19 protein-coding genes and 1 tRNA gene are annotated in these 20,346 nt (G+C 72.7%); 12 read left to right on the top strand and 8 right to left on the bottom strand.

Annotated features, from left to right (window positions below; genetic code table 11):
* Positions 1–2: 2 nt before the first annotated feature.
* Both OG782_RS08720 and OG782_RS08715 read right to left on the bottom strand, forming a co-directional pair.
* Positions 3–1,994: a hypothetical protein gene (locus OG782_RS08720; protein ID WP_406448992.1), complete on the bottom strand. Its 1,992-nt coding sequence runs from the start codon at positions 1,992–1,994 to the stop codon at positions 3–5.
* 3 nt (positions 1,995–1,997) lie between these two features.
* Positions 1,998–2,897 carry an SGNH/GDSL hydrolase family protein gene (locus OG782_RS08715; protein WP_406448990.1) on the bottom strand — a complete coding sequence of 300 codons (900 nt, stop codon included), beginning with the start codon at positions 2,895–2,897 and terminating at the stop codon, positions 1,998–2,000.
* Positions 2,898–3,086: 189 nt separating this feature from the next.
* Between OG782_RS08715 and OG782_RS08710 the strand changes: the two genes are divergently transcribed.
* Positions 3,087–4,298 carry a PucR family transcriptional regulator gene (locus tag OG782_RS08710; protein WP_406458927.1) on the top strand — a complete coding sequence of 404 codons (1,212 nt, stop codon included), beginning with the start codon at positions 3,087–3,089 and terminating at the stop codon, positions 4,296–4,298.
* A gap of 42 nt (positions 4,299–4,340) precedes the next feature.
* Positions 4,341–5,036 (top strand): class I SAM-dependent methyltransferase, encoded by a 696-nt coding sequence (locus OG782_RS08705; protein ID WP_406448988.1) that lies wholly within the window; start codon positions 4,341–4,343, stop codon positions 5,034–5,036.
* 69 nt (positions 5,037–5,105) lie between these two features.
* Here the strand turns inward: OG782_RS08705 and OG782_RS08700 are convergent, their stop codons facing one another.
* A complete protein-coding gene (locus OG782_RS08700; protein WP_406448986.1) occupies positions 5,106–5,450 on the bottom strand; it encodes a hypothetical protein in 345 nt (114 codons plus the stop codon).
* Between the two features lie 254 nt (positions 5,451–5,704).
* On the opposite strand from OG782_RS08700, the gene OG782_RS08695 reads away from it, so the two are divergent.
* The 3 genes from OG782_RS08695 (at position 5,705) to OG782_RS08685 (ending at position 11,252) form a co-directional block, all read left to right on the top strand.
* On the top strand, positions 5,705–6,802 hold the full coding sequence (locus OG782_RS08695; protein WP_406448984.1) for a slipin family protein: 1,098 nt from the start codon (positions 5,705–5,707) through the stop codon (positions 6,800–6,802).
* A 215-nt stretch (positions 6,803–7,017) separates the two neighbouring features.
* Entirely contained in the window at positions 7,018–9,948 is a 2,931-nt protein-coding gene (locus tag OG782_RS08690; protein ID WP_406448982.1) for a DEAD/DEAH box helicase, read from the top strand.
* Positions 9,945–11,252, top strand: coding sequence for an SWIM zinc finger family protein (locus OG782_RS08685; RefSeq protein WP_406448980.1), 1,308 nt, complete (start codon positions 9,945–9,947; stop codon positions 11,250–11,252). Before OG782_RS08690 ends, OG782_RS08685 begins: the two co-directional genes overlap by 4 nt.
* Positions 11,253–11,285: 33 nt before the next feature.
* On the opposite strand, the gene OG782_RS08680 is transcribed toward OG782_RS08685, so the two are convergent.
* Positions 11,286–11,423, bottom strand: coding sequence for a hypothetical protein (locus OG782_RS08680; protein ID WP_406448978.1), 138 nt, complete (start codon positions 11,421–11,423; stop codon positions 11,286–11,288).
* Positions 11,424–11,543: 120 nt separating this feature from the next.
* Here OG782_RS08680 and OG782_RS08675 point away from each other — a divergent pair, with 120 nt between their 5' ends.
* Both OG782_RS08675 and OG782_RS08670 read left to right on the top strand, forming a co-directional pair.
* Complete coding sequence (locus tag OG782_RS08675; RefSeq protein WP_406448976.1) at positions 11,544–12,275, top strand: hypothetical protein; 732 nt, start codon at positions 11,544–11,546, stop codon at positions 12,273–12,275.
* Between the two features lie 38 nt (positions 12,276–12,313).
* Positions 12,314–12,400, top strand: a tRNA-OTHER gene (locus OG782_RS08670).
* Positions 12,401–12,865: 465 nt separating this feature from the next.
* Here the strand turns inward: OG782_RS08670 and OG782_RS08665 are convergent.
* Positions 12,866–14,077 (bottom strand): pyridoxal phosphate-dependent aminotransferase, encoded by a 1,212-nt coding sequence (locus OG782_RS08665; RefSeq protein WP_406448974.1) that lies wholly within the window; start codon positions 14,075–14,077, stop codon positions 12,866–12,868.
* A gap of 85 nt (positions 14,078–14,162) precedes the next feature.
* Between OG782_RS08665 and OG782_RS08660 the strand changes: the two genes are divergently transcribed.
* Entirely contained in the window at positions 14,163–14,837 is a 675-nt protein-coding gene (locus OG782_RS08660; protein ID WP_406448972.1) for a winged helix-turn-helix transcriptional regulator, read from the top strand.
* Positions 14,838–15,016: 179 nt separating this feature from the next.
* On the top strand, positions 15,017–15,469 hold the full coding sequence (locus OG782_RS08655; RefSeq protein ID WP_406458925.1) for a cupin domain-containing protein: 453 nt from the start codon (positions 15,017–15,019) through the stop codon (positions 15,467–15,469).
* A 58-nt stretch (positions 15,470–15,527) separates the two neighbouring features.
* On the opposite strand, the gene OG782_RS08650 is transcribed toward OG782_RS08655, so the two are convergent.
* Positions 15,528–15,893, bottom strand: a complete 366-nt coding sequence (locus tag OG782_RS08650; RefSeq protein WP_406448970.1) for a nuclear transport factor 2 family protein — start codon at positions 15,891–15,893, stop codon at positions 15,528–15,530.
* Between the two features lie 88 nt (positions 15,894–15,981).
* Between OG782_RS08650 and OG782_RS08645 the strand changes: the two genes are divergently transcribed.
* Both OG782_RS08645 and OG782_RS08640 read left to right on the top strand, forming a co-directional pair.
* Positions 15,982–17,121, top strand: a complete 1,140-nt coding sequence (locus OG782_RS08645) for a nucleotidyltransferase domain-containing protein (protein WP_406448968.1) — start codon at positions 15,982–15,984, stop codon at positions 17,119–17,121.
* A gap of 31 nt (positions 17,122–17,152) precedes the next feature.
* Positions 17,153–17,800 (top strand): uridine kinase, encoded by a 648-nt coding sequence (locus OG782_RS08640; RefSeq protein WP_406448966.1) that lies wholly within the window; start codon positions 17,153–17,155, stop codon positions 17,798–17,800.
* Positions 17,801–17,834: 34 nt separating this feature from the next.
* On the opposite strand, the gene OG782_RS08635 is transcribed toward OG782_RS08640, so the two are convergent.
* Both OG782_RS08635 and OG782_RS08630 read right to left on the bottom strand, forming a co-directional pair.
* Entirely contained in the window at positions 17,835–18,737 is a 903-nt protein-coding gene (locus tag OG782_RS08635) for a carbohydrate kinase family protein (protein ID WP_406448964.1), read from the bottom strand.
* Entirely contained in the window at positions 18,734–19,675 is a 942-nt protein-coding gene (locus OG782_RS08630; RefSeq protein ID WP_406448962.1) for a pseudouridine-5'-phosphate glycosidase, read from the bottom strand. The genes OG782_RS08635 and OG782_RS08630 overlap by 4 nt, the downstream gene beginning before the upstream one ends.
* A 188-nt stretch (positions 19,676–19,863) precedes the next feature.
* Between OG782_RS08630 and OG782_RS08625 the strand changes: the two genes are divergently transcribed.
* Positions 19,864–20,226, top strand: a complete 363-nt coding sequence (locus tag OG782_RS08625; protein WP_406448960.1) for a cupin domain-containing protein — start codon at positions 19,864–19,866, stop codon at positions 20,224–20,226.
* The last annotated feature ends 120 nt before the right edge of the window (positions 20,227–20,346 follow it).

Genomic DNA, 20,346 nt, shown 5'->3' with positions numbered 1-20,346 from the left:
TGTCAGGAGGTGGGCGTTGCGGTGCAGGGGGTGGTGCCGCAGACATTGATGACACGGCCGGTGGTCAGGAAGGTGGCCTTCTGCTGACGTGCGGCGGACGAGTTGCGGGGATCCTCGTGCGGGTCGTGCCCGTACGCGGGCCCGGCGGGCGGGGTGTTGGTCAGCGGGGGTGTGGGGGTGCCGCTGTCCCAGACGGTCATGGCCGAGCCCCGGTAGGGAAGTCGACCGGGCCCGGTCCGGGGGATGCCCCAGTACGGGACGGTGTCCGGGCTCCGTCCTGCGGCGAGCGCGGGGGACAGCAGCCGGGCGCCGATCGTGCGCGCCTCCACATCGGCGGCCGCGTTGGCGACCTGGTGGTCCCCGTAGGCGATGTGGAGCAGTACCTGGTGGTGGTCGGTGAGGTGGTTCGCGTACGCGTTCGTCTCACCGCGGTCCCACACCATCTGGAACAGCTGGAGGACGAGCTGCTGGCGCAGCTTGTCCGGGTAGGCCACGTCCAGGACCTGCTGGAAGGGCGCGAAGTCGGCGCTCCGGTTGAGGAGCAGCCCGTAGTTCATGGCGGTGACGCCCAGTACCCCGCGCCGGATGTCGGGCGAGGCGGCGACCAGGGCGCCGCCGAGGATGCCGCCCTGGCTGTTCCCGTCGTACGCGAGCGCGTGCCGGGTGTCGACGAGCGGGCGGCCGTCGGCGGTGCGGAACGCGGGGTCGGTGCCCAGGCCCTCGGCGTGGATCAGGGCGCGGCCGAGGAACAGGGCGTTCAGCATGCCCTGTTCGCTGCGTTCGGGGACGGCCGGGAAGAGGTTCGGATCGGCGAGCGCGGTGAGGACGACGGGGATGTCCTCCTTGGCCATGCCGGCCCAGTCCGTCGCGCAGAACGTGAAGTTGTGCTCGGCGGCCATGTCCTTGACGTTGCCCGCGCCGACCTCGGAGCGGGAGCCCAGCAGCCCGTGTCCGTAGAGGGAGGGGTGGGAGGGGGTGCGGAAGGCGGAGCGCGGGATCTCGCAGCGGAAGGCGGCGAGCTGGGTGTTGAGGGGGAGCCGGCGCGGTACGCCCTCGCGGTCGCGGTTCAGGACGGAGCCGGGCGGGCCGCCGGGCAGGTTCAGATAGCTGGGTACGGTGATCTGCCCCGTCACCTCGCGGGCGATCCGGGCGTCCTGGTCCGCGGTGAAGTCCGTGACGCCGGTGACGGCGAAGGCGGGCGAGCGGTCACGGAGGCGGCGCAGCGCGTCGTCGCGGATGGCGAACAGGTCACCGGTGAGGCTGCGGGTGGACGCGACGGTGAAGTCCCAGGCCAGGTTGAGCCCTTCGGTGGTGACCCCGGCCCGGCGCAGGGCCTTGAGGGCGGGGCGGAGCCGGTCCTGGCGGGCGCGCAGCGGATCGTGTGCGGGAAGCCGCTTGCCGGCGACGGCGGCGAACGGGGCGGCTGCCGGGATCGTGCGGCCCGCGGCGTCCTTGAGACGGCGCAGGGCCACGGCGTAGTGGTGGCCGTCGTGGAAGTTGCGGGCGGGGTGGATCAGCAGGGCCCTGCGGGCCGGGTCGGTGGCGTTGGCGTCGGGTTCGGCCCAGTACGGCCACCGCTCACCGGTGGTGGTGTCCAGGAGGACGACCGGGGCGTCCCGGTCGAGGGAGCGGCCGATGCCGGTGAGCGGGGCCGCGCCGGTCGCCGGCAGGTCCAGGCCCGGCACCTGGGCGATCAGGGCGGAGCCGGGGGAGAAGCCGTCGGACCGGTTCCAGGCGGCCGGGTCGATGGGCAGCCCGGTCACGGGGCGGGGCAGCACGGCGGCGGCGAAGTCCACCCGGCGGCCCGTGCCGGTGTCCGGGTCCGGCCGGGTGTACCAGTCGTTGGGGAACGGCAGCAGGCACTCGGCGGGTGCCAGCGGGTCGCAGCCCCGCCCCAGCGGGTGGCCCGTCGCGGCCGCGTGGGCGGGCGGGGCGAGGAGGGCGGCCGCACCGAGCGCCGCCGCGAGCACTCCGTGGAGGAACCGCTGCCGCACGGGTCAGCTCCCCTGGAGGTGCGCGCCGATGATGCGGGCGTAGTTCTCCTCGCCCTGCCGGTTGGGGTGCAGCGGGGCTGCCGCCGCCGTCGGTACGTACCCTTCGAGCCACCTGTCCGACGGCGCCCGGCAGGAGTCGTGGCCCTTGCTCGGGGTGGCGAGGTCGATGTACTCGGCGCCGTGCGCGGCACTCTGCTCGGCGATCACCGCGTTCATCCGGTCGACGCTGCCCTGGAGGAAGTCGGCGTCCACCGGGAGCACGGGCTGCAACGGCCAGCAGCCGCCCGGCTTGATGTAGAGCCCGTAGCCCGTCACGATCACCCGGGCCTGCGGTGAGCGCTGGTGGATTCCGTCCAGTACGGCGGCCATCCGGGGCGCGAACTCCGCGATCCGCTGCCCCACCTGGTCCACCCCGCCCTCGTTGTACCTCTCCTTGCACGGGGTGGCGTTCGGGTCGAGGGTGGTGCAGTTCTGCGCGATGCCGACCAGACCGGTGTCGTTGCCGCCGATCGTCAGGGTCACCAGGTCGGTGTCCGCGCGCAACGCGTCGAACTGCGGCGGCACCGACCCCATCGGGATGTCGAGCAGGGACAGCGACTGCTTCTCCGTCATGTGCTTCGAAGCGGCGCCGCTGCAGGTGACGTCGCGCAGCGAGGCGCCGGTGCTCGCGGCCAGTTCGTGCGCGTAGTTGTGCGTGGAGCGGCCGCACGCCACCGGGCCCGTGATGTCCGGGATGAGGGGTCCCGAGGCCATCGAGTCGCCGAGTGCGACGTACGACAGGGGGGCGCCGTCTGCCGCCCAGGCGCTGGAGGCTCCGGTTCCGACGGCGAGTCCGGCCAGGGCGAGCGCCGCGACCGATCCTCTGACGGTCCGACAGAATGCTTTGCTGCGCGACGAGTTCACGACTGCTACCTCCGATTGTGGGGGAGAGGTGAGGCATGGCGGGTGTCGCCGGTCATCATGCAGACTCGAACGCCGTCGTTTAACTGGTGGGTAACGCAGACTTCCGCGGGGGCTTTTGTGACGCATGACAAGGAGCGGACCGTGGTGAGGGGCGGACACGGGGGCCGCAAGGCCGGCGGGCAGCGGCCGCTGCGCATCGCGGGCCGCCCGGTGGCGGCCCGGCTGCGGGCCCGCGTACCCGCCCTGACCACCCGTGTCGTGGCCAGACTGCTCAGTGATCTGCCGGTCTACGCGGAGCTGCCCCACGAGGAGATCGCGGGCGACATCGCGGATATCGTCCAGCACAATCTGCGGCTCTTCGCCGATGTCGTCGAACACCGCAGATCCGCCACCGACGCCGAACTCGCCCAGCAGCGCGACTCGGCGGCCCAGCGCGCCGAGGAGGGCGTCCCGCTGGACGCGATCCTCACCGCGTACCAGGTGGGCATCGCGATGTGCTGGGAGGAGACCGCCCAGGACGCGGACCCCGGCGACCTCGCCGTCGTCCTGGAGATCATGAACCGCATCATGGTCCTCCAGCAGCAGCTGACCTCCGCGGTGAGCGGGGCGTATCTGGAGGCCCGGAAGATCCTGGACAGCCAGGAGCACGGCGGCCGGCACGCCCTGATGGCCGCCCTGCTGACCGGTGAGGACCTGGACCGCTTCACCCGGCGCACCGGTCTGCGTCCGGCGGGCCGGTATCTGACGATGGCGCTCGCGCTGGCCCCGCACGACGACGAGGTGGGCCAGGGCCCGGGCTCCGGCGCGGGGGTGGCCGCCCGCCGCAAGATCCGCCGTATCCGCACGGCCCTGGACCGGTTCGCCGGGACGCCCGCGCTGACGGCCCTCGACGCGTCAGGCGGCACGGTCCTGCTGCCCGTCGCCGAGCCGCCGCCGTGGAGCGGGCCGGGCGGGCTGTGCGAACTGATCGCCGAGGCGACCCGGGCGGCGGGGGTCCCGGTCACGGCGGCGGCGGAGACCGCGGAACCGGCGGCGGTGCCGGCCGCTGTGGCCCGTAACGCCGAGATCGTCGACCTCGTCGCCCGCACCGGACGGGCCCCAGGCCTGTACCGGCTGGACGACGTCCTGCTGGAGTACCAGCTGAGCAGGCCCAGCGAGGCGCTGCACGGGCTCGCGCGTCTCCTGCACCCCCTGGAGGCCAAACCGGAACTGCTGCACACACTGGAGACCTACCTCGGGCACGGCCTGGACCGCCGGGCCGCGGCGGCGGCGCTGCACGTCCACCCCAACACCGTCGACTACCGCATCCGCCGCATCGACCGGCTGACGGGCCTCTCGCCCGCCCGCCCCGCCGACCTGCAGCACCTCTGCGCGGCACTGGTCGCGCGCCGCTCGGTGTAACGGCCAGGGAACGGCGGGTGCACGCGGTTCGTTCGGCCGTACATGAGCGGACAACTGGTGCGTGAGGGCTATTCAGGGACGGGACCCGGCGCGATCACCCCGGACGGCTGCGCGGTCGAGCTGTACACCCGGCTGGCCGTGGGCGACGAACCGGACGTGATCGCCGGGGCCGTCCCCGCGGGGTCGGGCATCCTGGAACTGGGCTGCGGGGCGGGCCGGGTGACGCATCCGCTGATCCGGCTCGGCTTCGACGTCACCGCGGTGGACGAGTCGGCGCAGATGCTGGAGCGGGTGCGGGGCGCGCGGACGGTGCGCAGCCCCATCGAGTCCCTCGACCTGGGGGATGAGACCTTCGACGTGGTGATGCTGGCGTCGTTCCTGGTGCACGCGGGTGATCACCGGGTGCGGGACGGGCTGCTGCGGACCTGCCGGAGATACGTGCGCGACGGCGGCACGGTCCTCATCCAGCGCGAAGGGGAGGGCTACCACACGGACCTGCCGCGCGAGCGCGTCCACCCGGCCGGGTACACGACACGGATCGTCTCTTCGGATCCGGCCGGCGACGGGGTGCGTTCGGTGCGGGCCGAGTACGACTTCGGGGACGCGCGGTGGACGCAGACCTTCCTCGCGCGGCCGCTGTCGAAGCAGCAGTTCGAGGGGCACCTGGACGCGGCGGGTCTGCGGGTGGAGCGCTACCTCACGGACGACGGCGTCTGGGTGCGGGCCGTGCCCGCGTAGCAGGCCCGCGGCGGCCGGACCGCGGACCCGCTGTCACCGCGCGCGTCTCCACGGTCGCGGAACGCCGGATCAGTGGACGGTGGTGAAGCTGCGCCAGGGCAGTGCGGTGGGCGGGTTGACGTCGGTGAGCGTGGTGGCGAGATACGTCGTTCCCGGGCCGGTGCAGTTGCGTGTGCGGTAGAGGACGATGTCGATCAGGGTGCCGTTGGCCACTGCCTTGGCACCCAGGGGGAGCAGATGGCAGCCCTTCACCGAGGGGCTGTTCACCATGATCACGGCGTCCCGCTCGGTCGTGTACGTGACCGGGCCGACAGCGGTCCGGCCGAGGCCCGAACAGCCTGCGACGGTGAGGGTCAGGAGCGCGGCCTGGGCGGCGATGCCGAGACGGCGGCGTCGGTGGTCGATCACGGGCATGGGCGGGTCCTCGTCTGTCTCGTCCGGCTCATCCGTACGCAGTCCCTCACGTCACCCCGTACGCCACGGAGGTACGTGCTGACGCTGGTCACCCTGCCCGCTCCCGGCAGGCCCGGCATCCGGGAGTCGGCCGGGCGGGGGACAGCGGGCCGGCGCGTGGTTCGACCGGTGTCCAAATCGGGCATAACGTGGTAATAGCGCTCATTGAAGCGTGAGGCAGTAGTTCCGGTGTTTCCGGCTGGCAGGGGGCCGTCATGGTCCAGGAGCTCTTGATCGCAGTGGTTGCCGCGGTGTCGGCGGGTGCCGTGTACACGGCGGCGGCCGCCCGGGTCGTCAAGCAGTACGAGCGGGGTGTGGTGCTCCGGCTCGGCCGGCTCCGCAACGATGTGCGCCCGCCCGGATTCACGATGGTGCTCCCCGGAGTCGAGCGGCTGCGCAAGGTCAACATGCAGATCGTGACCATGCCCGTGCCGGCGCAGGACGGGATCACCCGGGACAACGTCACGGTGCGGGTGGACGCGGTCATCTACTTCAAGGTGGTCGACGCGGCGAGCGCGATCGTCGAGGTGGAGGACTACCGGTTCGCCGTCTCCCAGATGGCGCAGACGTCGCTGCGTTCGATCATCGGCAAGAGCGATCTGGACGACCTGCTCTCCAACAGGGAGAAGCTGAACCAGGGCCTGGAGCTGATGATCGACAGTCCCGCGGTCGGCTGGGGCGTGCAGATCGACCGGGTCGAGATCAAGGACGTCTCCCTGCCGGAGACGATGAAACGTTCGATGGCCCGCCAGGCGGAGGCGGACCGTGAGCGGCGTGCCCGGGTCATCAACGCGGACGCGGAGCTCCAGGCGTCCAAGAAGCTGGCCCAGGCGGCCGCGGAGATGTCCTCCCAGCCTGCCGCGCTGCAGCTGAGGCTCCTGCAGACCGTGGTGGCGGTGGCGGCGGAGAAGAACTCCACGCTGGTGCTGCCGTTCCCGGTGGAGCTGCTCCGCTTCCTGGAACGGGCCCAGCAGCCGACGGCCCCGCAGCAGCCCGCGGAGGCGGTGCGGCCGGCGGAGGCGGTGCAGCAGACCGGGCCGCCCGCACCTCAGTCGCCCGAGTCGTCTCAACCGCCTCAGTCGCCTCAGTCGCCCCCGTCGTCTCAACCGCCTCAGTCGCCTCAGTCGCCCCCGTCGTCTCAGTCGTCGAACGGGACGGCACCCGTGCCGCCCGTGCCACCTGTGCCTTCACCGGTCCAGCCGTCCGCGTCGTCGGCGTCGGTCGCGTCCCGTGCCGGACGCAGGACGCCCGCCGCGCCCGCGGCTTCCCGCAAGCCCCGTCCCGGCGGTTCGAAGCCGCTCGCCCGGCATTGACCCGGCATTCAACCGACCACGCCCCGGCCGCACTGATCCGATCACGCCCCGGCCGCTGCCGGCCCCCGTACGAGTTGCGGGCACGGCGGCGGCCGGCCCGCTGTCAGAGCCCCCGCCTAGACTCACGAGTCAGAGGGTTCCCGTGCTGATCAGCCACGGAGGACCGAAGACGCGGGGGCCCAGGACCAGGGCCCGGACGGGAAGGGGAGGGGCCGGTGAGCATCGCACCGTCGCCGCGGGACACTGCCGTCGGCCGCCTGCTGCGCTGCGCCGCCGTTTTCCTGCCCGCCGCGCTCCCGCGCGAGGGGCGTATCGCGTTCTGGGACCCGGAAGGGCACCCCCTTCCGGACCCCGCCGACCTGTGGGGCCCCGGTCCCGCCGGGGACGGGGAGGTGGACGGATCGGGTGTGCGGGTCTCCGGGATCACGGTCGTGCGGCGCCACGGGGAACAGGGCGGCGTACGCCGCGGCGATGTGCCCGCCCTGCTGCTTCCCCTGACCGAGGCCGTGCCCCTGCTGGCCCGTGCCAGGCACCTGCGGTCCGCCCACCCCGCCACCCGGTGCTGGGGCGCCGCCGCCCTGCACGCGCTCCATCTGGTGGCCCGCGGCCGGATGCTCCCCGGGCTGACGGCCGACGACCACGACGCCTGGCGGGCCGGGCCGCGCGACGCCGAGGACATCGCCCACCTGCGTGCGGTCGCCGCGGCCATGCCCCCCGAGGGGCACGCGGTCCCCGTCCCGGACCGCACCCCCCTCCGCCTCCCCGACCCCGAGGCGCTCATCGGCTCCTTCCTCGACGCGGTGGCCGACACCCTGCCCCGCACCCCCGCCGCGGCGTTCGCGATGGGGGCGCCCTTCGCGGCCGCCGGGGCCCAGCACCTGCCCGGAGCCCGTGAGTGGGCCGTGGAGGTGGCGTCCGGGCTCGACGCGGGCGTACGGGTCTCGCTGCGCCTGGACCTCTCCGCGTACGAGCTGTTCGACACCGCCGGGTCCTCCGGCCCGGCCGAGGACCCCGGCGAGGACGCTTCCGCCGCCCCGCGGCATGCCGCCGCGGCCATCACCCAGGTGCACAGCCTCGCCGACCCCACCTACGTCGTCGACGCCGCCGCCCTGTGGAACGGCGCGGCGGGCGAGCCCTTCGGCCCGCGGGCCAGGATCGACGCCGTGCTCGCCCTGCGCCGCGCCGCCCGCGTATGGCCCCCGCTGGAGCGGCTGCTGGACCAGCCCGTCCCCGACGTACTGGCGCTCACCGAGGACGAGTTGTACGAGCTGCTGAGCGATGCCGGGGCGCGTCTCTCGGCGGCCGGGGTGAGCGTGCACTGGCCCAGGGAGCTCGCCCGTTCCCTCACCGCGGCGGCCGTCGTACGGCCGGCACCGGGATCGGCCACCGACGGCACCTCGTTCTTCGACGCGGAACAGCTCTTCGCCTTCAACTGGCAGCTCTCGCTGGGGGACCAGAAGCTCACCGAGGCCGAGATGGACGTGCTCGCCGAGGCCCACCGGCCCGTGGTGCGCCTGCGCGACCAGTGGGTCGTCGTCGATCCCGCGCTCGTGCGCAAGGCGCGCAAGCGGGAGCTCGGGCTGCTCGACCCGGTGGACGCCCTCGCCGTCGCACTGACCGGCAGCGCCGAGGTGGACGGCGAGCAGGTCGAGGCGGTACCGGTCGGCGCGCTGGCCGAGCTCCGTAACCGCATCGTCGAGGACGACACCCTCATCGCGCCCCCGCCCGGCCTCGACGCCACACTGCGCGACTACCAACTGCGCGGACTGGCCTGGCTGGACCGGATGACGTCGCTGGGACTGGGCGGCTGCCTCGCCGACGACATGGGCCTCGGCAAGACGATCACCCTCATCGCCCTCCATCTGCACCGCGCCCACCCCGCGCCCACCCTGGTCATCTGCCCCGCCTCCCTGCTGGGCAACTGGCACCGGGAGGTCAACCGCTTCGCCCCCGGCGTCCCCGTGCGACGGTTCCACGGCGCCGACCGCACCCTCACCGGAACCGACGGCGGCTTCGTCCTCACCACGTACGGCACGATGCGCTCCAGCGCGGCCGAACTGGCCGCCCACAGCTGGGGACTGGTCGTCGCCGACGAGGCACAGCACGTGAAGAACCCGCACTCCTCCACCGCCAGGGCGCTGCGCACCATCCCGTCCCCGGCCCGGGTCGCGCTGACCGGTACCCCCGTGGAGAACAACCTCTCCGAACTCTGGGCGCTGCTCGACTGGACCACGCCCGGACTCCTCGGCCCCCTCAAGGCGTTCCGGGCCCGCCACGCCCGGATCGTGGAGAACACCGGCACGGCAGCGGGCCTCGCCAACGACGAAGCGGTGGAGCGGCTCTCCCGGCTGGTCCGTCCCTTCCTGCTGCGGCGCAAGAAGTCCGACCCGGGCATCGCCCCCGAACTGCCGCCCAAGACGGAGACCGACCACCCCGTCTTCCTCACCCGCGAACAGGCCACGCTCTACGAGGCCACGGTGCGCGAGACCATGGCGTACATCGAGGCCTCGGAGGGCATCGCCCGGCGCGGCCTGATCATGAAGCTGCTGGCCTCGCTCAAGCAGATCTGCAACCACCCCGCGCAGTATCTGAAGGAGGAGCCGACCCGGCTCACCGGCCGCTCCGGGAAACTCGCCCTGCTCGACGAACTCCTCGACACGATCCTCGCCGAGGACGGCTCGGTGCTCATCTTCACCCAGTACGTGACGATGGCCCGGCTGCTCTCCGCGCATCTCACCGCACGCGCGATTCCCTCCCAGCTCCTGCACGGCGGTACGCCGGTGCCCGAACGGGAACGGATGGTGGACCGCTTCCAGTCCGGCGAGGTCCCCGTCTTCCTGCTCTCCCTCAAGGCGGCCGGCACCGGGCTGAACCTCACCCGGGCCGCCCATGTCATCCACTACGACCGCTGGTGGAATCCGGCCGTCGAGGAACAGGCCACCGACCGCGCCTACCGCATCGGGCAGACCCAGCCCGTCCAGGTGCACCGGCTGATCGCCGAGGGCACCGTCGAGGACCGGATCGGCGAGATGCTGCTCGCCAAGCGGGCGCTCGCCGACGCGGTGCTCGGCACCGGGGAGAGTGCGCTGACCGAGCTCAGCGACCGTGACCTGGCCGACCTCGTCTCCCTCCGGAGGCCGTCATGAGCCCCCGCCCCGGCTCCTCCTTCCCGGGCCCGAGGCCCGTCGCCCGGTCCCGCCCCGGCCCCGACGACCTGCGGCGCACCTTCGAAGCGGTGCCCGCGCGCACCTCCGGCGACGACGAGCCGTTCGCGGACAGCTGGTGGGGCCGGGCCTGGGTGGAGGCGCTGGAATCCCTCTCGATGGACGCGCCCAGGCTCGCCCGCGGCCGCACATACGCGGACAGCGGGAACGTCGCCGCGATCACCGTCACCCCGGGGCGCGTCGTCGCCTACGTACACGGCAGCCGCCCCCGCCCCTACCGCGCCGAGCTCAAGCTGCGCACCCTCACCGACCCCGACTGGGACACCTTCCTCGACGCGGTCGCCGCCCGCCCCGGTCACCTCGCCGCACTCCTGGCCAAGGAGATGCCGCACTCCCTGACCGACACGGCGGCCGCCGCCGGCGTCACCCTGCTCCCCGCCGCCGACGACCTCGACCCCGCCTGTTCCTGCCCCGACCACGGCCGGCCCTGCAAACACGTGGCGGCGCTCAGCTACCAGATGGCACGCCTCCTGGACGCAGACCCGTTCGTCCTGCTCCTGCTGCGCGGCCGGGGCGAGCGCGAACTCGTGGAGGACCTGGGCCGCCGCAACGCCGCACACTCCGCACGGGAGCGGCCCGCGGCGCCCGCCGCCCCTTCCGTACCGGCGCAGGAGGCGTTCGCCGACCGCTTCCTGCCGCCGCTGCCCGCCCCGTTCCCGGCCGAGCCCCACCCGGGTCAGCCGCCCTCGTATCCGGGTCTCCCCGGCGCCCGGGACCCGCTCGCCCTCGACCAGCTCGCCACGGACGCGGCCTCCCGCGCCCACGCGCTGCTCACCACCGGCCTCGACCCGCTGGCCGGGCTCACCGCCTGGCAGGACGCGGTCCGGCTGGCCGCGGCCCGCCCCACCGCCGGACTCACCGCCACCACCCGCGCCCTCTACCGCGAACTGGCCTCCGCCACCGGCCGCAACACCACCGACCTGGCCCGCGCCGTGGCCGCCTGGCGCCAGGGTGGAGCGGAGGGCCTCGCGGTCCTGGAGACGCCGTGGGACCCCCCGGCGGGCCCCTTCGACCGGGCCCGCCCGGCCCTCGCGGCCGCCGGGTTCCCGCGCTTCCAGCCGTGGCGTAACCACCTCACCCACCCCGGTGGCGCACTCCAGCTCCGCTTCGGCCACGACGGCCGGTGGTACGGCTACGAGTCCGACCCCGGCGAGGACGAATGGTGGCCCCGCGCCGAGCCCGACTCCGACCCGGTGGGCGCGTTGCTGGAGCTCAGCGGCGGCTGACCCCGCCGGTGGTCCGGCCGTCCGGTCAGCTGTTCAGAAGCTCAGCAGCCCCATCAGGAGTACGGCGACGACGGGCAGCATGATCAGCCGCGCCTTGCGGAACGACTCGCTGTCCTGCTGCGCCGGCCCCCGGCCGGCGTCGTGGGCGGACGCCAGGTGCTCCCCGGCCATGTCGACGATCCGCCGCGGCACAGTATCGGACGGCTCGGCACCGCACCGGGCGCAAGGGCCGGCAGTGGTGCGGCAAAAACCGCTGGTGCAGGCCGTGTTGCTGTTGCTAGCTTCCTGGACGTGGCGAAACTCAATCAGATCATCGCAGTGGAGAAGGGCGTCAAGTCCAAGGCTCACCAGGACCTGACGGCGGCGCATCACGGCCTCCAGAAGGCCGGTCTGCTGGCCGGGATCTCCAGGACCTACCAGCCGAAGGACGAGGAGGGCGAGCAGCTGCCGCCCGAGTCGACCCTGGTGCAGATCAAGGCCGAGGACGTGCTGCGGGAGACCGCGGCGACCCTCACCCGCCTCTTCGACGTGACCGCCACGAAGGACTGGGCGAACTGTGCGGCCCGCGCCGATGTCTCGGTCGACGGGCGCGTCCTGGTCAGCGGCGTGCCGGTGTCGTATCTGCTCTTCCTGGAGAAGCAGCTCACGGACATCAACACCTTCGTCCGCAAGCTTCCGGTGCTCGACGCCTCCGAGGCGTGGGCCCAGGACCCCTCGACGGACTCCTGGAAGACCGAGCCCGTGCGGACCCTGCGGACCAAGAAGGTGCCCCGCAACCATGTGAAGGCGGAGGCAACCGAGAAGCACCCGGCGCAGGTCGAGGTGTACTACGAGGACATCCCGATCGGCTACTGGACGACGGTGAAGTTCTCCGGTGCGCTGCCCGCGCGACGGATCAACGAACTGCTCGACCGGGTCGAGAAGCTCCAGCAGGCCGTCAAGTTCGCCCGCGAGGAGGCCAACGGCGCGGACGTCACGGACCAGCGGGTGGGTGATGCGGTCTTCGGTTACCTCTTCGGATGAGGTGACCGACCATGGAATCCCCGGCGGCGGATGACGCGGCCGGGGTGCGCGAGGAGCGCAAAGCTGACACTGAAGTTCGTCGTGACGACGCGGTTCAAGTGGAGGTTCGAGTCCTCCCCCCGGCACTTGCGTACCTCCCGTACGGATGCGGGCCGGGGTAGCCCAAATGGCAGAGGCAGACCGCGATCAATCTCAGACTCCTGCTCCAGATTCAGCATGCGCCGCCTATCGCCGGATCAACCGGGCCCGTGCCCGTGCGCGTTGAGATGCCGGTTCGACTCCGGCCCGTGGAGCTTCGGTCCGCGGTCGTCTAAAGGCAGGACGCGGCGACATGAAACTGACACGGGACCTTTAAAAGTGCCGGCGTGCCGTACAGGCGGCAATCACAGGGCTCGGGGGCCGGCTACGCCCCCGGGCCCGCTCCCGTTCGCGGGCGTCATCCCGTGCGGTGCACCGACGCCATGACCGGCCCTCGTCCAGGAGGTCCGGGATCTCGGGTGCGAGGTGACGGTGGACCGTCGAGTCCAGGCCGTGCTCCTGCCGTGGCCCCCGCTTTCCAGTGCTGCCGCCTCGGCGGAGAAGCGTGCCGGTCACTGGCGGTATCCGGTCAGGAAGCGGCCGATGCGGCTGATCGCCGCGTCGAGATCGTCAGCGTACGGGAGGGTCAGGATGCGGAAGTGGTCGGGCCGCGGCCAGTTGAAGCCCGTTCCCTGCACGACCTGGATCTTCTCGCGCAGCAGGAGGTCCAGGACGAACTTCTCGTCGTCGACGATCGGGTGCACCTTCGGGTCGATGCGCGGGAAGGCGTACAGCGCGCCCTTCGGCTTGACGCAGGACACCCCGGGGATCTCGTTCAGCTTCTCCCAGGCGCGGTTGCGCTGCTCGTACAGCCTGCCCCCGGGCACCACCAGCTCCCGGATCGACTGCCGGCCGCCGAGCGCCGCCTGGATCGCGTACTGCGCCGGGGCGTTGGGGCACAGGCGCATGGAGGCGAGCATGGTCAGCCCCTCCAGATAGCTGCGGGCGTGCTGCTTGGGGCCCGACACCACCATCCACCCCGAGCGGAACCCGGCCACCCGGTAGGTCTTCGAGAGGCCGCTGAAGGTGAGGCAGACCAGGTCGGGGGCGAGGACCGCCACGCTGTGGTGCTCGGCGTCGTCGTACAGGATCTGGTCGTAGATCTCGTCGGCGAGCACCATCAGACCGTGCCTGCGGGCGAGGTCGAGGATGGATTCGAGGACCTCGCGCGGGTAGACGGCGCCGGTCGGGTTGTTCGGGTTGATGATCACGACGGCCCTGGTGCGGTCGGTGATCTTCGACGCCATGTCGGCGAGATCGGGGTTCCAGTCCGAGGCCTCGTCACAGGTGTAGTGCACGGCCTTCCCGCCGGCCAGCGTCGTCACCGCGGTCCACAGCGGATAGTCGGGGGACGGGATCAGCACCTCGTCGCCGTCCTCCAGTAGCCCCTGCACGGCCATGGAGATCAGCTCGGACACGCCGTTTCCGAGGAAGATGTCGTCGACGCCGACCTCGGTCAGTCCCATGGCCTGGTAGCGCTGCGCCACGGCCCGGCGGGCGGACAGGATGCCGCGCGAGTCCGTGTAGCCGTGGGCCTGCGGGAGCATCCGGATCATGTCCTGGACGATCTCCTCCGGGGCCTCGAAACCGAACAGCGCCGGGTTGCCGGTGTTGAGCCGGAGCACGCTGTGGCCCGCCTCCTCCAGGGCGTTGGCCTGCTCGATGACCGGGCCCCGGATCTCGTAACAGACCTCGTTGAGCTTGCTGGACTGGCGGAATTCCATGCGGTGCCTCCCCGACCCGATTGCGATACTTGGTTTTACCAAGCTTGGGCTTGGAAAGTCCAACAACATGTCTAGACTGCGTCGTATGCCACGTCAGCAACAGCCCGCAACCCGCCCGGTCCGCCGCCGGAGTTACGACCAGTTCTGCGCCGGCGCGCGGGCGCTGGACGCGGTCGGTGACCGGTGGACCCTGCTGATCGTCCGTGAACTGCTGGCCGGTCCCCGCCGCTACACCGATCTGCACGCCGACCTTCCCGGCGTCAGTACGGATGTCCTCGCCTCCAGGCTCAAGGACATGGAGCAGGGCGCACTGGTCACCCGCCGCAGGCTGCCGCCGCCCGCCGCCGCCGCGGTCTACGAACTCACCGAGCGCGGGCACGGGCTGCTGCCCGTCCTCGCCGCACTCGCCGAGTGGGGGGCGCCCGTGCTCGTGGAACGGCAGCCCACGGACGCGGTCCGGGCGCACTGGTTCGCCCTTCCGCTGCTGCGCGTGCTGGAGGGTGCCGTGGGGCGGGCCGGCGGGGTGGTCGATGTCCACCTCGACGAGGGGGAGTTCCATGTCCGTACGGGGGAGCGGCCGGCCGGTGCGCCGGTGTACGGGGACGGGCCCGCCGATCGCGCCGATGTGCGCATCGCTCTCGACGCCGGGCTCTGCCTCGCGCTGGGGCGCGGCGAGCTGACGTTCACCGAGGCCGTGAAGGACGGGCGGATCACGGTGTCCGGCGACGGGCCGCTGGCGATGGAGCTGCGCGGCGTATGACGGACGCCGTGGCGTGATTCGTACGGTCAACTCCTGGGTAGTGTCGGGGCATTTGGGATGTCCGGGACACTGATGCAGAGGAGTTGCCCGTGAGGTTCGGCAGAAAGCATGAGCAGCAGGGCCAGCAGGGCCAGCAGGAGAAGCAGGGACAGCAGGGGCGGAGCGAGCAGCGCGGGCGGCTGGGTAAGGCCCTCGTCGTCGGGGGCTGCGTGGCCGCGCTCGGCTTCGTACCGGCGGCGGCCGTGGCCACCCCCGGCAGCGGGGTGAGCGGCACCGTGGTCGCGGAAGGCACCTCGGTGGGCAAGCTGAAGGTGAAGGCGCCGAAGGGACGTACCGACGTCACCTTCCGCACGATCACCGTCGAGCCGGGCGGCTCCACCGGCTGGCACACCCACCGCGGCCAGCTGATCGCCGTCGTCAAGTCGGGCACGCTGACCCGCACTCTGGACGACTGCTCGGTCGAGGTGACACCGGCGGGCACGTCCTTCATCGAGCCGTCCGGGGCGAAGCACCGCCACATCGGGCGCAATCTGGGCACCGAGCCCGTTGTCCTCTGGGTGACCTATCTGCTGCCCGAGGGCAGCCCACTCTCCGACGACGCCGACGCGGTGGACTGCGGCAAGAAGAAGTGACGCGCGGCACCCGCCCTCTGGCGCCCCGGCCGGCCGCAGGGCCGCCGGGCGCCGGCCGTCAGCGGGCGAGTGTCTCCCCGTACGCGCCGAGACCGGCGCTCACCAGTCCGTCGCGGAAGGTCAGCACCTCGTACACCCGGCCGCCGATCTGGTTGCGGTAGTCGATCACCAGGGTGTCGACGCTCACCCGCACGTCCATCACCTCGAACCTGAGGTCAGGGATGAGCTCCAGCCCACGCGCCCAGTAGGCACGCAGCCCGTCCTTGCCGCGGACCGTGCCGGAGGCGTCGCCGGTGAACTGCGCGATCATGGGGGAGCTGAACGTCACGTCCTCGTGATAGTGCGTCAGGATGCGCTCCAGGTCGTGGGAGTTCCAGTCGTCCTGCCACTGGGCGGCGAACGTGCGGGCGAATTCGAGATCCATGGGCAGGACCGTAAGGGGTGACCGGCGTGGGACGCGAGTTCTCGGCAACGGGGCAGCCCGGTGGGACGGCCGAGGGCGGCGGCCGGCCGTGAGCGGGACGGAGCGGTACGGGGATCTCGGCCCGGCGCGCCGAGCCGCCCTGGCGGAGCGGATCCTGGCCGCGCTCGCCGGCCGCTGTCCCGGTTCGGAAGCGGAGCTGCGTGGCTCGCTCGCCCGGGGGACGGCCGACGCGTACAGCGACATCGACCTCGCCTGGATCGTCCCCGACGACCGCTTCGAGGACTGTGCGGCCGCCGCCGCGGAGGTGCTGGGGACGGTCCGTGCGGTCCGTTCGGTGCGCGCCGACCCGGATCTCCTCAACTCCCGCAAGCGGCGCCTGCTCTTCGTCGACTTCGACGGCCTCCCGCTCTTCTGGCGGCTCGACCTGGAGATCACCGCACGCTCCGTCGCCGGCCTGCCCGGCTACGACCAGGACAACCCGGCGGCACACGGCGACGACTGGTCGAGACCCGCCAGCGCCCTCGCCAACGCGGTCGCCGCGGTCAAGGCGGTGCTGCGCGGACAGCCGCGGACCGCGAGGGGCCTCCTGGAGCGCGGCTTCGCGCGCATCGGGGCGGCGGATGCCGTCACCGGGGACTGGGCCGGCGACATCACGCGCCTCGCCGAGGCGGCGGCGGTGAGCGAACCGGCCCTGGGCCCGCTCGCCGAACGGGTGCGGGACCTTGCCTCGGACCACCGGACGGACTTCCTCCGGCAGGCCCTGCCCGATGCCGTACGCGACCGGGTCGACGAGCTGGCCGTCCTGAGCCGCGATGTACAGGCGGTGGCACTGATCAGGGGGTGCGGCCTCGACCCCGTGCCCGGACTGCACACCTGTATGGAGCTGGTGTACCGACGACGCGTAGCGCTCGCCGACCGCGTCCCGCCACCGCCGCCGCGCGATGCGGCGGCACTCGCGGCGAAGGCCGCCGCGCTGCCCCGCCGGCCGGTGGCGTTCGAGGCCTACTGGGACGGAGATACCCAGGGCTGGGTCGTGGTGCTGGTGGCCGTCCTGGCGGAGCCCTGGCAGGACGCATGCCTGGCCTGTTTCCGGCGAGGTGAGCAGGGCATCGACGAGGTCGCGCGGACCGGGCGCGAGCTGGGGGAACGGTTCGGGGTGCCGTTCCACTTCGCGAGCCCCGAGGTGCCGGACGACAGCCTGCCCAGATGGTGGGACGGCCGTCGGTGACCGGGTTGCGGATAGCGGCCATCATGGACCTGTGCGATTCGAAGCGATCACCTGGGAACGGCTGGCGGACACGCTCGCCGCACATGCCGACGCCCTGGAGCCGGCCGACGGCGGGCCCTGGCTCAGGATCGCCGTCGACGGCGCACCGGCCGCCCGCACCGGCGAGCTCGCCGAGTCGGTCGCACAGGCACTGCGGCTGCGCGGCCGGGCCGTACTCCTGGTGTCCACCGAGGGGTTCCTGCGGCCTGCCAGCCTGCGCTACGAGTACGGCAAGCGGGACCCCGACTCGTACTTCGGCAGCTGGTTCGACACCGGGGCGCTGTGGCGTGAGGTGTTCGGTCCGCTGGAGCCGGGTGGCAGCGGCCGGGTGCTGCCCGATCTGTGGGATCCGGTGAAGGACCGGGCCACGCGGAGCCCGTACCGGCAACTGCCGGAGGGCGGAGTGCTGGTCCTGCACGGGCCGTTGCTGCTGGGGCACTGGTTCCCGTTCGACCTGAGCGTCCATCTGGGGCTGTCGCCGGGCGCGCTGAGGCGGCGCACGGAGGAGGACGAGCAGTGGACCCTGCCCGCCTTCGCCCGGTACGAGGACGAGGTGGTGCCCGCCGGGAACGCCGACGTGGCCGTGCGGGCCGACGACCCGCACCATCCCGCCTGGGCCGGGCTGCGGAAGGGCGGGTAGGCGGGCTGCCGGCCGCTGTGGGGAGCGCGCGGCGTCACTCGCCCGGCAGGGGCGGGCGCCCGCCCACCGTCATGACCGCCTCCGCTCCCGAACGGCACCCCGCCGCCATGGCCGTCGAGTCGTCGGAGCCCGCCAGCCGCGCCGCGAGGAAACCCCCGGTGAACGCGTCGCCCGCGCCGGTGGAATCCACGGCCGCCCGCACCGGCGCCGCCGGAACGCGCCCGGTCACCGTGCCCGCGGTGGCCAGCAGGGCGCCCTCCTCGCCCAGTGTCACGACGACCTGACGGACCAGCAGGCTCAACTTGGCCGCGGCGTCCGCGGGTTCGGGGAGGCCGGTGAGCAGCCGGGCCTCGTCCGCGTTGGGCAGCAGGAGATCGATGCCCTCGATCAGGGCCAGGAACCGGTCGACGCCCGCTTCGGCGAGGAACCCCGCCGAAGCCGGGTCGATGCTCACCGGGATGTTCCGCCGGCCGGCCTCCCGCAGCGCGAGCAGGGCCGTCGCGCGGCTCGTCGCGGCGAAGAGGAGGTAGCCGGAGAGATGGAGACGGGCGATGCCGTCGAGCATCGACGGGGACCAGTCGTCGGGGGCCAGGCGCAGCACGGCGCCGCTGTCGGTGAGGAACGTGCGCTCGGCGGCGGAGTCGACCAGCGCGACGACGGTGCCCGTCGGGGCCCCGTGGTCCACGGCCAGCAGGCCGCGTACCCCCGCGCGCCGCAGCAGGTCCCGGTGCCAGTCCACGGAGTCGGCGCCGACCCGGGCCACCAGCCGTACGTCCCGGCAGCCCGAACGCACCGCCCAGCAGGCGACATTGGCCCCCGCGCCGCCCGCCCGGGTCCGGATCCGGGCCGCCGTGTCCGTACCGTGGACCAGCGCCGAACCGTGCCGGGCCACCACGTCGGTGACCACGTCCCCGACGACGAGAAGGCCGCCGCTCACCGCGCCGCCCAGACGGTGGCGATCCGTGCGGCGAGCGCCACATTGCCGCGGACGGCCGCCAGATTGGCCTCCAGCGAGGCCCCTTGGGTGCCCCGCATCAGGTGGTCGAGCAGAAACGGCGTGACGGCCTGCCCCTCGATGCCGCGCTCCCGGCACGCGTCCAGCGCCTCGGCCAGGACCCGGTCGTGCAGCGCGGGATCCAGCTGTTCCTCCCGCGGTACGGGGTTGGCCACGACAAGCGCTGCTCCCGGGCCGCCGAGCGCGTCCTGGGCCGCCATGACCTCGGCGACCTCCTCCGGCGACCGCACGGTCCAGTCGACCGGCTCGCCCGAACTGCTCAGGTAGAAGCCGGGAAAGCGGTCGGTGCCGTAGCCGAGCACCCCGATGCCCAGTGTTTCCAGGCGCTGCAGCGTGGCCGGCACGTCCAGGATCGACTTCACGCCCGCGCAGACGACGGTGATGCCCGTCCGTGCCAGCAGCCGCAGGTCAGCGGACTCGTCCTGTGTCTCGGTCCAGCCCCGGTGCACACCGCCGAGCCCGCCGGTGGCGAAGACGCGCAGGCCGGCCCGTGCGGCCAGGAACGCCGTCGCGGACACCGTCGTCGCCCCGCTCGCACCCGACGCCAGCGCCGGCGCGAGGTCCCGGTGCCCCAGCTTGCGCATCTGCGGGTCCTCGGCGACGCGTTCCAGCTGGGCCTTGTCCAGGCCGACCCTGGCCCTGCCGTCCAGTACGGCGACGGTGGCGGGCACGGCGCCGCCGGACCGCACGAGCGCCTCCAGCTCCTCGGCGACCCGCAGATTGCGGGGGCGGGGCAGCCCGTGGGCGATGATCGTCGACTCCAGGGCGACCACGGGCCGGTGCGTGGCGAGGGCGGCCCGCACCTCGGCGGAGAGGACGGGCGCGTGGGCGGCGGCGTCGAGCGGCGCAGTCAGTGACATGTCCACATCCCTGTCGCGGACCGGCCGGGCTCAAACGTACGTCTGCCGGTCCGCGGTGCGTGAGTGCCGTCCTGGCCGGTACGTGTGCGGCCGCCGGAGGCGCAGGGGGCGCGAGCCGGACGAGTCGGACTTCTTTCAGCCGGTCCTGGTGACGAGACGTCCTGGAGCGGTCGCTAAGGTGACCGCCCATGACCACATTTGATCAAGCTTCTGCCTCCTTCGCCGTGCACATCCCGGACGCCGTGCTCGAGCCGGAACCGCTGGATCCCACCCAGATCGTTTCGGGCGAGCCCGAGGTCACCGGCAAGGTGCTGTGGGAGTCCGCCGACGGCAAGCAGCTGCGGGGGATCTGGCAGATCACGCCCGGCGTGGTCACGGACACCGAGGCCAACGAACTGTTCGTGGTCGTCAGCGGGCGGGCGACCGTGGCGGTCGAGGGCGGTGCCACGATGGAGATCGGACCCGGCGACGCGTGTGTGCTGCGCGAGGGCGACCGTACGACGTGGACCGTGCACGAGACGCTGCGCAAGGCCTACCACATCAGCCTGTAATTCCTCCCGGACTCCCGGACTCCAGGACTCCCGGACTCCCGGACTCCAGGACTCCAGGACTCCCGGCCTGTCGGCCTGTCGGCCCTCCTGGTCTCCCCGCCGCCCGTGGCCGGTGCCCCC

This window comes from Streptomyces sp. NBC_00876 (assembly GCF_045207435.1).
Classification (GTDB): Bacteria; Actinomycetota; Actinomycetes; order Streptomycetales; family Streptomycetaceae; genus Streptomyces.
The sequence above is the reverse complement of the archived record's forward strand: the minus strand, read 5'-3'. Positions and strand labels throughout refer to the sequence as shown.

Excerpts from the sequence above, each read along its gene's own strand:
- OG782_RS08630 (WP_406448962.1), bottom strand. The coding sequence starts at position 19,675 with ATGTCACTGACTGCGCCGCTCGACGCCGCCGCCCACGCGCCCGTCCTC.
- OG782_RS08700 (WP_406448986.1), bottom strand. The coding sequence starts at position 5,450 with ATGCCCGTGATCGACCACCGACGCCGCCGTCTCGGCATCGCCGCCCAG.
- OG782_RS08650 (WP_406448970.1), bottom strand. The coding sequence starts at position 15,893 with ATGGATCTCGAATTCGCCCGCACGTTCGCCGCCCAGTGGCAGGACGAC.
- OG782_RS08705 (WP_406448988.1), top strand. The coding sequence starts at position 4,341 with ATGAGCGGACAACTGGTGCGTGAGGGCTATTCAGGGACGGGACCCGGC.
- OG782_RS08625 (WP_406448960.1), top strand. The coding sequence starts at position 19,864 with ATGACCACATTTGATCAAGCTTCTGCCTCCTTCGCCGTGCACATCCCG.
- OG782_RS08660 (WP_406448972.1), top strand. The coding sequence starts at position 14,163 with ATGCCACGTCAGCAACAGCCCGCAACCCGCCCGGTCCGCCGCCGGAGT.
- OG782_RS08685 (WP_406448980.1), top strand. The coding sequence starts at position 9,945 with ATGAGCCCCCGCCCCGGCTCCTCCTTCCCGGGCCCGAGGCCCGTCGCC.
- OG782_RS08665 (WP_406448974.1), bottom strand. The coding sequence starts at position 14,077 with ATGGAATTCCGCCAGTCCAGCAAGCTCAACGAGGTCTGTTACGAGATC.
- OG782_RS08695 (WP_406448984.1), top strand. The coding sequence starts at position 5,705 with ATGGTCCAGGAGCTCTTGATCGCAGTGGTTGCCGCGGTGTCGGCGGGT.
- OG782_RS08680 (WP_406448978.1), bottom strand. The coding sequence starts at position 11,423 with ATGGCCGGGGAGCACCTGGCGTCCGCCCACGACGCCGGCCGGGGGCCG.